The organism is bacterium (assembly GCA_035549195.1).
GTDB lineage: Bacteria > Oederibacteriota > Muellerivitia > Muellerivitales > Muellerivitaceae > DASZRK01.
This window is the reverse complement of sequence record DASZRK010000001.1, coordinates 13,832-28,682: the sequence shown is the minus strand read 5'-3', so window position 1 is coordinate 28,682 and position 14,851 is coordinate 13,832. Positions and strand designations below refer to the sequence as shown.

Sequence of the window (14,851 nt, the reverse complement as noted above, 5' to 3'; positions counted from 1 at the left end):
CGTCGCCGTGTTCGTGGCCGTTCGGGTCGCCGTCCGGGTGGCGGTATTCGTGGCCGTGTTCGTCGCGGTCGAAGTGGCCGTCGGCGTAGGCGAAGCCGAAGCGGTGAAGGACGGCGTAGCCGTCATCGAATCCGTCGCCGTGCCCGTGTGGGTGGGGGTGCGGGAAGACGTCGGCGTGGCCGTGTCGGTAGCCGTCGAGGTAGCGGTATGGGTCGCGGAGGCCGTTCCGGTATTCGTGGCGGTGGAGGTCGCGCTGTTCGTCGCCGTCGAGGTAGGTGAGGACGTCGAGGAAGCCGTAGCGGTGAAGGACGGCGTTGCCGTCACTGAATCCGTCGGAGTATGGGTGGCGGTGTTCGTGCCCGTACGGCTGGGCGTGGAAGTGGGCGTACTGGTGAAGATCGGCGTATGGGTGTAGGTGCTCGAGGGGGTGAAGGTGGCCGTTTTCGTGGCGGTATCCGTAGCGCTGTTCGTGGCCGTATCCGTGGGCGTCCGGGTGGCCGTGGCGGTGGCGGTATTCGTGGCCGTGTCCGTCGCCGTCGAGGTGGCGGTGTTCGTGGCGGTGGCCGTAGCGCTGTTCGTGGCCGTATCCGTGGGCGTCCGGGTGGCCGTGGCAGTGGCGGTATTCGTGGCCGTGTCCGTCGCCGTCGAGGTAGCGGTGTTCGTGGCGGTGGAAGTGGCCGTGTTCGTGGCGGTCGAAGTCGCCGTCGGGGTGTCCGTAGCGCTGTTCGTGGCCGTCGAGGTGGCGGTGGGCGTTGGGGAAGCCGTGGCGGTGAGGGAGGGCGTCGTGGTCGGGGTGTTCGTGGGTGTGTTCGTCGGTGTCGGAGCCTGGATCGTGAAGACCCCGCCGGCGACAGGGAAGCTTCCCGACAGGCTCGCGATGTCCCCCGTTTGGCTGCCATTGGCCGTCACATCGCCCGTCGCCTGGATCGAAGCCTGATAGCTTCCCGGGACCGCTCCGGCGGTGAAGTTGTAGGTGATGAAATAGCTGACCGCCCCGGACGCGGGGATGAATTCTCCCATTGGGAAATTGGCCACCCCATCGTCCCCCGAATAAGTCCGGACCGAACCCACCTGCGAGTCGGTCAGGGAATTGAAAACGCCGTCCCCGTTATCGCGCCAAAGCTTGAGCAACGCGATATTGGCCGTTCCATCGTTCCCTGTCCCGGTGGCCCAGATGTTGACCGCGGCCACCGTTGCCCCCTGGTTCCCCGTCGTTTCCGCGATCTTGAACTCAAGGACCGGCAGGTCGGTCTGGGGGGGCGCCACGGACCCACCCGAGGGGTTCCCGGACGCCGTGGAGAACTGGAGGGTAGGCGGTTGGGGGGTGGCTGTTTGGGTCGGGGTCGCCGTGGCCGTGTTCGTCGCTGTAGGGCTGGGCGTTGCGCTCGGCGTATGGCTGGGGGTCGAGCTGGGGGTATTGGTGATCGTGAAGGTGGCGGTCGAGGTCCCTGTGGAGGTGGGGGTGCCGGTGGGGGCCGCGTAATTATAGGGATGGCTGTCGATCTGGTAGACCAGCAGTTGGGAGGCGGCGTCCAGGTTCGCCGTCAAGGTCCCCTTGCTCGTGACGGTGGAGTTGATCGTGTAGACCCCGTAACCGGTATAGGTGGACCCGGGAATGGCGACGGGCGAGATACCGCTCCCGTTGTTCGTGAAGACCGAGGTGCTGCCCGGGTCCAGGACCTGGATGGATGAACTGACGTTGCCATTATTGGTCCAGGTCACGCCGGTCCCATCCGCCGCGTAGCTGAACCCTCCCGGGGCGGTCCCGTAGCCCACGGCGGTCCCCTGGGATGTGATGCTGGTGATGGTATAGGCCTGGCCCGGTGTGTAGGGGAAATTGACCAGGTTCGAGTACTTGGCGTAATCGACGCCGCCGATGTTCACGGTCGAATTGTAAGGAAGCGGGATCGACCCCCCCGAATAACTGAGGGTGACCGCGTCGGTGGTCTCCGCGGTGTTGTTCACGGTCTGCCAAATGCCCGCGTTGCTGGAACCGCCGCTTTGATAAACATAGCTGTTATAGAACCAGGAGATGGGCGGGGGCGAGGGCGAATACCAGACCTCACTGACCGGCGACCCGTTGGACCCGCCGACGGCCCACATCGTGTTGTTGAAGACCAGGCCGGTGTGGTAGGCCCGGGGCGTGAAGGCGTTGGACGTGGCTTGGTTCCAGTTCACCCCGTCCGGACTGGACCAGACGTCCGTGAGGTAAGTTCCCCCGTACCCGCCCAGGACCCACAATTGGTGGTTATAGACCAGGCTGGCATGGGCATAGCGGGCCGGGAAGGCGGCGTTGGCCGTGGCCTGGATCCAGTTGGCCCCGTCGGAACTGGACCAGACGTCGTTCAGGGCGGCCGTCCCGTTGAAACCGCCGGTCAGCCACATCCGGGGGCCGGTCCCGGCGTCGAAGACCGACACCGCGGGCGCGTTGCGCGCCGTCCAGGCCGCCGCCGCGGTCACCTGGGTCCAGTTGGCCCCGTCGCTGGAGCACCAGACGTCGTTCAGGTTGGAGCCGCCGGCCCCCCCGATCACCCAGATGCGGTTGTTGTAGACCACGCTGGCGTGGTAACCCCGGATCGTGAAGGGCGTCACCTGGGTGACCTGGTTCCAGGTGATCCCATTGGGGGAATTCCACACGTCGTTCAGGTAGCTCGAACCGTTGTAGCCGCCGATCACCCACATCTTCCCCTGGAACACAACGCTGGTCTGGTTGGAGCGGGCGGGGAAGGCGCAGTTGGCGTTGGCCAGGGTCCAGGCGAGCCCGTTGAGGGAATACCAGGTGTCGTTGGTCACCCCCCCGCTGGATTGACCGCCGATCACCCAGATGGCGGGCGACCCCAGGAAGGGGAACTCGACCGAGCTGTGCATGAAATGGGCGTTGAAGAAGGGCCCCGAGCTGTCCTGGCTCCAACTCGTCCCCACCCCCGGCTGGGGCGTGGGGGTGATGGTGGGGGTCAGGGTCGGGGTGGGGGTGGGCGAGGTGTTGAGCTGGAACCGGAAGTTCACGTCGTAACCGCTGGAGGACAGGAAACCCGTGTCCCCGGTGGAGGTGAATTGATAGTAGGAATTGGTCCCGTCGAAGCTGGAGTTCAGGACCGCCCCGATGGTCATGGCCGATAGGGTGATGAGCCAGCCGTTGCTCGATGAACCCGGGCTCCGGAAGGAGACCCGGTAATTGTCCGTGGGGAGCAGGATGACGGGGAAGGCGAGCTTGGTCTCGATCCAGGTCGAGGTGGTGGAATAGCCCGAAGGCTTGGCCAGCAGGCCCTGGTCCAGGGTGACCCCCTGGGTCAGGTCTTCCAGCCGGTAATAGAGGTTGTCCGCCGGTTGGGTGCCGTTCCAGGAGGCCCAGACCCCCACCTTGTCCACCTGGATCGGGGTGGGCGCGGTGACCCGGAACTGTTCGGCGACCGAATTGTCGTCGGTGGTCGGCAGGGTGCCGTTCCCGTTGATGTAGCCGACCCCATAGGTGTCGAAGGGCACCCCGTAGGTGTTCCCCAAAAGATCTCCCACCACGAAGAAGGGCGTCTTGTTGAGGGCGCTGATCCCCACCGTCCAGCCGCCGCCGCTGTCCGAGAGCACGTTCAGTTGGGGGTCCTGGAATTGATCGACCGGGACGTAGTTGTAGTGGATGTCCCCGTAACCAGGGGAGAAGAAGCTGGTCCCGGGGGTGAGCCCGATGGTGGACCACTGGATGACCAGGTGATAGACCGTCCCGTCCACCAGGGGCGCCGGCGGGATGGGGACGGTGTTGTTGGTGAAGTTGTTCCCCAGCCCGACATTGTTATAGGAGATCCAGGTCCCGTTCGGCTTGCCCGTCCCGTCGTCCTGCTGCAGGCCCACCGTATAGGTCACGGGGCTTCCCGTGGCCAACCCGGGGATATAGAGGGTCTTGACCGTCCGGGAACCCCGCAGGGTGAAGCGGTAGTCGAAGCGTTTGGCGGCGGAATTCAGCGGGAAGGCGGTCTGGACCGGCTGGCCCAAGCTCTGGTTGCCGAAGAAGGGATTGGACAAGGGGGTGGGGGTCGCCGTGGGGGCCGCGACCACGTTGAAGCGGAAGCCCATGTCCGACGCCGAAGGGCCCGTCCAAAAACCACCGCCAGAACCCGAATTGGTCAGGTAGGAATTGGCGGAATCGTAGCTCAAGGACGCGGGCGCGGAGGTCGTGGCCCCGCCCGGGAAAGAATAATAATTGGTGGCGTTGGCCCCGGGCGAGCTGAACCAAAGGCGGAAGGTATGGCCGTTCTGGAGGCGCAGGGTGCCGTTGAAGTTGCCCGTGACCCATGCGGCCGTCCCGGGGACCGAGGCCGCTTGGGCGAAGATCCCCTGGGAAAGGGTCACACCCATGGTCTGGTCCTCCAGCGTGAAGTAAAGGTTGTCCGCGGGGCTCCCGGTCTTGAAGGCCCAGACCCCCACCTGGCTGGTGTAGACATCCCCCGCGCTCACCTGGAAGACCTCGCCGGCGTAGTTGGCGGTCACGCCGCTCCCATAGGCATTGGGCAGGTTATAGGTATCCCAAGGGTCCCCGTAAACGGAGCCGTCCGTGAAACCCAGGATGAAGGCGGGGGATCCTCCGATGGTGGTCCAGGCGCCGCCGCTATAGCTCAGGGCGTTGAAATAGGGGTCCAAGGCCTGGGTGGCGGGGATGTATTGGAAGTTCGGCGTGGAATAACCGGGGGCGAAATAATCGGCGGCGTCGACGGTTCCCGTCAGGTAGTTGACCACGATGTGATAGATCTGGCCGGCGGTCAGGGTGAAGGGGGAACCAAAATTGAACTTGGGCTGGCCGGAATAATAACTGCCCGAGAAAGGCGTGTTGATCCCGATACCGGCTTGGGTGGCGCTGTGAAAGTGGTTGGCCGTGCCGTCGTCCTGATAGACGATGATCTGGTAGGTGGGGCTGGTCCCCACCAGGGAACCCGCGAACTGGACGCTTGAAAGGTTGCGGGTGGGGGAAGGCATGGTGAAACGGGCGTCGAAGGTGACGCCGGCGCTGGTGACGGGAAAGTTGCTCGCCGCGGAAACCATGGATTGGTTCCCGTAAAAGGTCTGGGCCTGGGCGGTCCCGGCCCCCAATAGGAATAGAAGGGACAGCGCGGCCCCCATAAGGACACGCTTGACCGGTTGACCCGAAATGGATTTGAGTGGTGTTGCTCGATACAAAAAGAACCCTTATTTGACCCGGAATAAGGCGAACGCCCTCAGGACGTTTAACGCTAATTCTACCATCATGTTCGGAAAGGGGGCGGACAGGTTTTCGACGGCTTGGCGGGGCGTGATTTATTCGGGTTTTAAAAGAAAAAGGCCCGGGGACCGGGCCTTCCGTCATTCAAAATTCAGAATTCTTAATTGTGAATTCTTGTTGATCAGTGCTGATAGCCGTCGAAGCGGGGCATCATCACGAACTTGCGCCAGTCGCCGCCGTGGGCGTGGACGGCGTACATGTCCTTGGCGTTGAACTTTTCCTTGGGGAACAGGAAGACCAGGGCGTTCACCTTCTCGCCCGAGGGGATCAGGGTCACTTCGCGGATCTCCCGCAAAAGGCGGCTGTTCTGGGGGTCTTCCTCGCGGAAGCCCTCCTGGGATTCGATGATCCGCATGACCTCGTCCATGGCGTCGAAGGTCATCACTTCGCCGTAGACCTTGGAGTTGGGGTCCTCTTCGACCACGATGGGCAGGCCCGTCGGGAGCTGGTAGAGCTTGCCGGGCATGGAGGCCTGGGACCAGGTTTTCACGTAAGGGGCGATCTTCACGTGTTTGACGGCGTCCTTCAAGAAGACGTCGTAAACGAACACGTAGGGGGTCGAGTAGTAGGACATGGATTCCTCCAGGTTCTTGCGGAATTCCTTCTTATATATAGCCTTGGCGAGGGGGTATCTTACTAAAAAGGGGCCCAAAATCAAACGAGGATAAGGCTCCCAGGCGGGTTGGGTTTAACGGATGACCGCTAATTTTCCCGAATGGATCTCATTCGCCGGGCCATTATCCATTTCCAAGTAGTACAGATAAAGACCGCTGGCCACGGTGCCGCCCTGGTCGTTCCGTAGGTCCCAATCCAATGAATTCTCCCCTTGGTTTCCCTGCGCCTGGATCTGACGAACGGTCTCCCCGGTGATGGCCAGGATGGTCAGATGAAGACGGGAAGTGTTTCCCAGATCCACCCGGAACCGGATGGGTTGACCGCCTCGGGAGACGCTGGGCGCTGCCAGGCAAGAACGGACCATTCCTTCTTCCCTGACGGGGGTTGGCGTTCCCGTCGCTCGATCGACCGGCGTCCCCGCGCCCGGATTCCCCAGCCGCACCAGGCTCGGATGCGCGCCCCCGTCACCGCAGCAGGGTTCGCCACCCGTATGGGCGTCCTGGGTGGAACTATTAGACCATTCCTGGAGCAGGACTCCGTTGTAATAAAGGGCGAAATGGCTGTCCTCCACCAGGCCCCCGGGGCAGGACGAGGTCTTGCTGTAATCATCGGCCCAATCGTCGTCCATGAAGGGGTTGTTCCGCCCGATCCCCAGGTCATAGCCGCCATCCCAATAACCGCCGTTGGGCGGGATGGACTGCGTATTGCCCTCGGCCGCGAAGATCGCCACCTGGTTGGCCTTGTGGGTCCCGTCCACCGTGCAGGGGGACGAAAGCCATCCCGCCGAGACGGAAAACCCGGTGTTGTTCACGTTCACGCACCCCGACCCGTTGGCGTTGCAGATCTGGCCCAACTGGACCCATTGTCCCATGTTGACCAATTGGGATTCATTCACCCACATCTTGACCGAGAGGTTCCCCAGGGTCACGGGGGAAGTGCCGTAGTTGGTGATCCTCGTGTGCAGACGCTCCTGCTGGCTGTCCCGCTGGAAACAACTGACTTGTAGGTCGAGCTTCGGGTTGGACAGGGTCCCCACACAGACCAAAAGCGGGGTCGGGGTCGCGGTGGGACTGTTGGTTCGGGTGGGGGTCGGCGTCTTGGTCCGGGTGAGGGTGGGCGTGGGGGTTTTAGTCTGCGTGGGAGTATCCGTAGGGGTCCCGGTCCGGCTGGCCGTGGGACTATAGGTAACCGTCAGCGTCGGCGAAGCCGTCGCGGTGCGGGTTGACGTCTGGCTGGCCGTATCCGTGGGGGTGGCGGTTGGTGTAGGCGAAGCGGTACGGGACGGCGTTGCCGTCATCGAATCCGTCGGCGAATCCGTCGGGGTCCATGTGGCCGTCCAAGTGGGGCTGTCGGAAGCCGTCGCGGTCGGTGTACCCGTGGCCGTCCAGGTGGGCGTATGCGTGGCGGTGAAAGAGGGCGTCCAAGTGTCCGTATCCGTCGGGGAATCCGTCGGTGTCTCCGTGGGGCTGTCCGTCGAACTGGAGGTGGCGGTTGGTGTAGGCGAAGCGGTACGGGACGGTGTCGCCGTCATCGAATCCGTCGCCGTGTCCGTAGGGGTATCCGAGGGGGTGGGGCTGGCCGTCCAAGTCGGGCTGTTCGTGGGCGAGGGACTTGGGGTCCCGGTGGGGGTAAAGGTCATGGACGTCGAGGCTGTCGGAGTGCCTCCCAGGGCCTGTCCGTTCGACATGCACGGCTGGAACCGGTAAACGGTGTTGGTGTCGCTATCCGCCTCGAACCAACCTCCATTCACCACAGCCAACCCTTCCGTATCGTTCGAATTTGGCACTTGTTCGATCCCTAAGATCGTTCCATCAAGGCCGAAAACGCCGATGTTACCGGCCCCATCGGAGACGTAGACCAAACCAGCGGTCTGGTCCACGGCAAGGAAATTGGCGTTGAACAGGCCGCCATTCACCGGCCATTGACGGATCAGACCGCCCTGGGAATTGAACACGAAAACGGCCGATAGGTTCGCGTCGCTTACATATAAATTTCCAGCCCCGTCAAGACCAACCCCAACGGGCCCGGAAAGGTCCCCGAAACCCACCTGCCCTAAATAGCCCCCTGAAAGATCAAAGATATCCACCCGGCGGTTCCCGTTGTCCGCAACATAAACCGGTCCATTCGCGCCGATGGTTATTCCGGCCGGGCCTTCCATCTGTCCTTGTCCGGACCCCGTCGTCCCAAAGGAGTAAGCGAACTGACCGCCGGGATTGAAGATATCGACCCTGTTCCGGCTGTTGTCGGTCACAAAAACTCTACCTTGCCCGTCCACCGCCACGCCGTATCCGTCGATGGGTCCTGCCGGGGTCCCACTTCCCCCCAATTGGGTCACGGGTTCACCCGCCGGATCGAAGACATCCACCCGCCCGTGGTCCGATTCCGCCACATAAATGAAGCCTCGTCCATCGACGCCGACGGCCTCCGGACCCCCGACGGATATGGCCAGTGAAACCGGGCAATCCAAGGCCGGAGGCGGGGTCAGGTCGGGCGTTGGCCTGTCCGTCGGCGTCGGCGTGATGGTGGGCGTGGGGGTATAAGGGGAAAGGCTTTCGGCATACCACACATCATTGTGGTACCGGTTCCCATCCCAACCCGCCAGGACCCATAGCCGGTTATTTAGGACAAGACTGGAGTGGTCCGACCGGGGGCCGAAGGCCGCCGCGTTGTTCGAAATGTTCCAGGTGGTCCCGTCAGGGGTGTACCAAACATCACCCAGCGGGTCCCCGTCCCCCCCGGTGCCGCCCGAGAGGAATAATCGGCCGTCAAAAACCGTCCCAGCGGGGTCCTGCCGGGTGGGCAGGACAGGTTGGGGCTGGCGCCTTGTCCAATTCATGCCGTCGGCGGAGGACTGCCAGGCGTCGGCGGCCAGGCTTCCATCCTGCAGGACGCCATCGGCCAACCAAAGGCGCCCTTTGAAGGAAACGCCGGCTTGGTAGGTCCGGGCCGTGAAGGAACCCGAGGACACCTGTTCCCAATCGATCCCATCCGCGGAGCTCCAAAGGTCGTCCAAGGCATTATCGTTCCCGTCCAGGCCCCCCGCGACCCAAAGGCGCGGGCCTTGTCCCGCGTCATAGGCAAAAAGGGAAAGGCCGGTCCGCGGCCCAAAAGGCGCCGAAGAAGTCGCCTGGACCCAAGAAACCCCGTCGGATGAGCACCAAACATCCCCGTTAAGGCTATCGTCCAGGTTCTGGCCGCCGACCACCCATATCTTCCCGTCATAGACGACCGCCCCATGATCGATCCGGGGGTTCCAAGGCGCCTGGGCCGTCTCCGAGGACCAGGTGATCCCATCTGGGGAAGACCAAACATCATTGTAGAAACGGTTGTCATCCCCCCCTCCCAGGATCCACATCCGGCCCGACTGTCCCGAACCCGTGGCCGGATCGAAAACGACCGCGGCTTGGGCCGCCCGAGGTTGGAAACCGGCGTTGGAGGTCGCTTCGTTCCACTGGGCATAAAACCCGGGGGTCGGGGTTGGGGTTTGCGTCGGAGCCTTGACGATACAGGCGGGCGGGTCCCCGATCGGGGAATACCAACCTTCACCGTTGAAGGAGCCGCTTTGCCCTCCCCCATTGTCCAGCCCTCCCAATATCCATAGGCCATTGTTAAAGACGAGGGCGGAAGCTCCTTGCCTCGGGCTGAAACCGGCATGTTCGGTTTCCTTGGACCAATGGGCGCCGTCGCATGAGTACCAAACGTCATTGTTCAAGGCGCCATCTTCGCCGCGTCCACCGGTCACCCAAAGCCGCCCGTCGGCCGCCGCCACCGTGAAACCGGTGCGCATATCAAAGGGGGCCTGGGCCAGGACCCGGGTCCATTGGAGGCCGTCGGTTGAGGTCCAAATGTCGTTCAGGTCCTCGTTCCGGAAACCGCCGGACACTTGGACCTTGGTGGACCCCCCGAAGACCCAGATCTGGGGGCCCGCACCCGCGTCGAAGACCACCGCTTGGTGGGAAGCCCTGGGACCGAAGGCCGCGGCGGGCATGGCCTGCCAATTCACGCCATCGGAGGTGGCCCAAACGTCCCCGAAGAAATTGTTGGAGGCGTCCTCTCCTCCGAGGACCCAAAGTTGTCCATTGAACACCAACGCTTGATGGAAAGCCCTTGCACTGAACGGGGCGGAGGAGGTGGCTCGCGTCCAGTTGACCCCGTCCGCGGAACTCCACACGTCATGGGTGACCCCTTGACTGGTCCACCCGCCGATGACCCACAGTTTCCCGTCCGTTCCCGAACCCGTGGTGGGATCGAAGACCACGCCGGCTTGCCCCCAACGGGGTCCAAAAGGGGCCTGGGGCGTGGAGAGATTCCACTGGGAACCGTCCACGGAATTCCAAATGTCCCCCAAATACCCGCCCAACGCGCTTTGACCAGCGAGGACCCATAGGCGCCCGTTCAGAACGACCGAGGAATGGGACGACCGTTCGGTGAAGGCCGTTCCCTGGGCCGGCCGGAACCAGTTCAGGCCGGTGATCCCACCCGGGGTGGGGGTGGGGGTCCAAGTGGGACTGGGGGTGGGCGTAAAGGTCGGGGTCGGGGTGACCGTCCAAGTGGACGTGGGAGGCTGTTCGGTATCGGTCGGGACCGGCGTAAAACCGGACATGGGCGCAGCCCAGACATCCCCCAAGGTCGTCCCTGTGGAATCCTGACCCCCGATGACCCACATCCGTCCGTTGAACGCCGCCAGTGAAAATCCACCGCGCGGGCTGAAAGGTGTCCGGTCCGTCGACGACCGCCAATGGATCCCGTCCGAAGTGGACCATTGGTCCTGGACCGGTCCACCGCCGACCAGGTACATGGTCCCCCCGAAGCTCACGGCTTGATATCCATCCTGGGAAAGGGTCAGGGGCATGTTCCCGGCCGACACCTCGGTCCAATGGGCCCCATCGGCCGAACGATAGATCCCATTCAGGGGATTCGGCCAATCCGTGGCGAAACATTGGCCCCCCAATATCCACAATTCGCTCCCAAAGACGACCCCCGCATAACCGACCGTGTTGCAAAGCGCCGGGGGTATGGCGCCCGCCGGGGACCAATGGGAACCATCGTTCGAGGAACTGACCTGTGAGCCCTTTAGGGCATAGAGCCTTCCATTCAAGGGGAAGACCCGGTCCACCGGAAGGTCGTCCACGGAAGTTGGTTCCCAATCCGATCCATCGTCCGTCGCCCAGACCTTGGACTTCCCCGTCTCCCAGTCGATCACGTTGAACGCCCAAAGCCTTCCATTAAAGTCCGCGCAGGCCAATCCCGTCTGTTCATCGAAAGGCGTGTCGTCCGTCGACAAGTCCCAATTCACCCCGTCCCGACTGCTCCAGACGTCGCCCAGGGGGCCGATATCGGAATTCGTTCCCCCGACAAGCCAAAGCCTGTCCTGGCCGGCCCAGGTTCCGGAGGAGGGGCTGAACTCCGCCAAGGCGGCCCCGGACCTCGGGATGAACGGCGCCATCCCGTTGGCCAAGACCCACTGTCCATTGCCGTCGGGGGTGGGGGTCCAGGTGGGGGTGAAGGTGGGAGCCCCCTGGATATTGGAATACCAAACGTCCCGCAATAGGTCGCTGGTGATGGTGCCATTGTTGACATCACCCTTTCGGATCGTCAGAGGGTCCCCGCCCGTGACCCATAGCCTGGACCCGTCCGATACCAGCCCGGCCGAGGCCCGGGGTTGGAACGGGGCCGAGTAGGTCGACGCGGTCCATTGAATGCCGTCCGCGGAATGATAAATGTCGTTCAGGGCCAGGGAATTCCCCGACCCGTCGGCCCCTTCCCCTCCCAAGACCACCATTTCCCCGCTGGACGGATCCACGCCCGCCATGAACGCGTCCCTTGGGGACCACGAGGCCCCGTCCGTCGCCTGCTCCCAATGGGTCCCATCGGACGTGCTCCAAACATCGCTCAAAAGGTAAAGGTTGCCGCCGTCCAGCTCCTCGCCGCCCATCACCCAAAGCCTGCCCCCGGCCACGATGGTTTGGTGGAGATCCCTCGGCGAAAAGTCCGCGTTGGCCGTGACCCGCGTCCATTGGAAACCATCCGGGGATGTCCAAACGTCGTTCAGGAAATTCCCCGACCCGCGCCCTCCCACCAGCCACATTTGGCCGTTCCATACCGTCAACGAAAAACCATCCCGGGGTCCCCAGGGGGCGTTCGGGACCGCCTTCACCCACTGGATCCCGTCCCCGGAATACCAAATGTCCGCGGGGCGCAGCGATCCCGAGGCCCCGCCGCCCGCCACCCACAGGGCGTTGTTGAACACCACGGCCCCGAAGTCCTCTCTTGGCGTGAACCCGGCGGTCGTCGCCTTCGTCCAATCTTTCCCATCCGTGGACGACCAAACGTCGTTGGAAGGGCTGTCAAAATGAAGCCCTCCGATCACCCATTGCTTATTATTGAAGAACAGGGCCGCGTGATGGGCCCGCTGCCCGAAACCCGCCGAATCACCGGCTTGGAGCCAGGACCCATAAGCATCCCCGCTCGGCGTATCGGAGGGCGTGGAGGTCAGGGAAAGGACCGGGGTGTCCGAAGGAATGTCCGTGAGGGTCGGGGAATCCGTGGGGGTGAAGGTCGAGGTATAACCGTTCTCATTGGTCGCCGTGGGAGTGTCCGTGACCGTGGGGCTTGGGGAAAAGGTCGGGGTCCAAGTGAAGGTGGGGCTGGAGGTGGAGGTCGGGGTAGCGGTCGGTTGCGGGGTGAACCCCGGGGGCATGGGGATCCCCGCGAAACGCGCGTTCCCTTGGCCATCCACCGAAACCAGGGTCCCTCCCGGCCCTCCGGTCGGTTTAAAGGAAAGGACGTTCCCCATAAAGGGATCATTGGCGCCCAATTTGATCGAAAGCTGGCAAAGGGGATGCCCGGCCGTGTCATAACCATAGATGGTCGACCCATCGGTGGAGAGGACATAGACACGGCCGTCCCCCGTGTCGACCCAAAGCGCCGGGTCGACGCCTTGGAGGAAGTTCGACTCATCCGCCCAGGCCCGTTCCGGCCCCAAAAGCCTGCCCAAGCCCTCCAACAGGGCCATCCGCCAATCCTCCCGAGGGGCCGGGGCGGCCGCTAAAATTTGGGTCGTTCCGTCCGAATAACGGAGACTCACATCCCATTGGGGATCACGGTTAACGGTTGCGTTTTGCGCCAGGCTGACGCTGCTGGACGATCCGTTCGTGAACTGGGTGACCAGATAATCGATGGTGTTCGTTCCCGTTCCAACGCTCGAACCATTGGGCATGATCTTATCGATGACCAGGTAGAGGTTACCGGTCCGATCAAAAGCCAGGGAATTGATGAAAGTGGAAGTTTGAGGCTCGGCCGGAAAAGAGGTTCCGTGGACCGTGAGCCCGTCGACCAGGTCCAAAATGGCCGAAAATAATTCCTGGGACTGGAACTGGATCTTGGCGAGCTCGGCGACTGCGGCCCGTCCATTCGGGGACACGTCAAAAAGGTTCGGGGAGGAGGTCTGGTACAAGCCCAGCAAGGCGAAGGATGATTGCTCCGATCGGATATCCCAATGGGCCAAATAAGACCTGGCCGGGGTTTTGCCGTCCGTTCCGCACCAATAGATCCCGCCGGCCCCGTCCTTTTCATAATGATTAACGAGCTCGCTGCGAACGCTTGGCTGGATCAAAAGCCCGGCCGGAACGTTCGTGATCGGGCTCGGAACCTGCGTCGGGGCCAGGGGTGTGGGGGTATCCGTGGGACTGTCCTTCGGGGTCGCCGTTGGCGTGGGCGAAAGGGTGGCGATCGAAACAGCGTGATAATGGTCCGCGCCCCTCTCAAGACCATGGACTTCCTTGGAGGCGTCCAAATAAGCGATGGTCCTTGGGTCGGCATCCATGATCCCGCCATCCTTGCTGTTCAGGGAATGCTGGCCGTCGATGGCCCCGCTGATCTGGAGGGTGAACTTCCCTCCCGCCGACGGGGTCTTGGCCTCGGACAACTGGATGAATTGACTATCCGTATCGAGGCTATAGGTTTGTTGGTCACTGGACCATGTCCCCGGTGTTTTCAACACCTTGCTGGCCCCGTCCGCGAAAGTGGCGATCACGGTGGGAACGGCCGTTTGGTTCATCGGTTTGTTGAAATGGATGTCGATGTGGACCGGAAGCCCCGCCAAAGCGGGCTGCACCGGCGTAACGGCGGGCCCAGCGGCCAATATCGTCACGGGATAAGGGGTCGGCGTATCCAGAACTATCGTGGGGGTCGGGGGCGGGGCCAAGGGCCAAGCCGCTTTGTATATTGGCGTTGATTGCTGGCTGATCGTTACTGCTTGGACAAACGCGCGAGAAAAACCCAAAAGAAAAAAGTGTTTCGTATCAATCCCCGGTTGGTAGGGCCGGTTAAGTTGGTCATAATTTGAATTCCCATCGAAATAAAAAGAAACGTCGGAAGGATCGCTATCCAGAACACCACCGCTCACATAGCGGTGTTCAGCTTGAATAAATAACGTTACAGAACCCGATCCTAAAGTTTGTAAATCAGAGGCATAAACCTGTCCATACCAGGAATGAGGCGGATTATTAGCTCCTTTTTGATTATTTCCATAAAAAGAAGATAAAGCCTGAACATTTATCCCCGAAGAATTGGTAGCGCTTTTTAGGAGGACATTGATGCTATTAAATTTTAATTCTTCGCTAAATCTAATAAAAAATTGTAAATCCCTTGTCTCGGAGGCGAATTGGTTTATCGGCTTCAAGATATTTCTTGTTGTTCCATTATTCTGCCAAGATGCCGAATAAATTGTGGTTCCACCTTCAATCACCGTCGATGAATCGCGTGGATCTTCCGGATTGTCACTAGCTACAACACCGCCTTGAACAATGTTTACGCCCACAACGATTGGTGGCATTGAATGAAAATAATGCGTCAGTATTTGCGTTGCCGGAAGACTTCGTGCCGAAATATTCATTGCTCCTAATTCTGATAAACCATTCCCTTGCCCGCTTACTTGGATGTCACAATTTGAAGCGTCTACGCCAGATTCATCATTCGGGCTTTGACGAA

At 61.8% G+C, this 14,851-nt stretch carries 3 protein-coding genes; all 3 read right to left on the bottom strand.

Features of this window, described 5'->3' with window-relative positions; all coding sequences use genetic code 11:
- A partial coding sequence (locus tag VHE12_00085) for a hypothetical protein (protein HVZ79176.1) occupies nt 1-5,106 on the bottom strand: 5,106 nt, incomplete at its 3' end.
- Between the two features lie 260 nt (nt 5,107-5,366).
- Nucleotides 5,367-5,819 carry a gamma-glutamylcyclotransferase gene (locus VHE12_00080; protein HVZ79175.1) on the bottom strand — a complete coding sequence of 151 codons (453 nt, stop codon included), beginning with the start codon at nt 5,817-5,819 and terminating at the stop codon, nt 5,367-5,369.
- A 114-nt stretch (nt 5,820-5,933) separates the two neighbouring features.
- Nucleotides 5,934-14,066 (bottom strand): hypothetical protein, encoded by an 8,133-nt coding sequence (locus VHE12_00075; GenBank protein HVZ79174.1) that lies wholly within the window; start codon nt 14,064-14,066, stop codon nt 5,934-5,936.
- Nucleotides 14,067-14,851: the final 785 nt, after the last annotated feature.

Coding starts and splice junctions, on each gene's coding strand:
- VHE12_00080 (HVZ79175.1), bottom strand. CDS start 5,819: ATGTCCTACTACTCGACCCCCTACGTGTTCGTTTACGACGTCTTCTTG.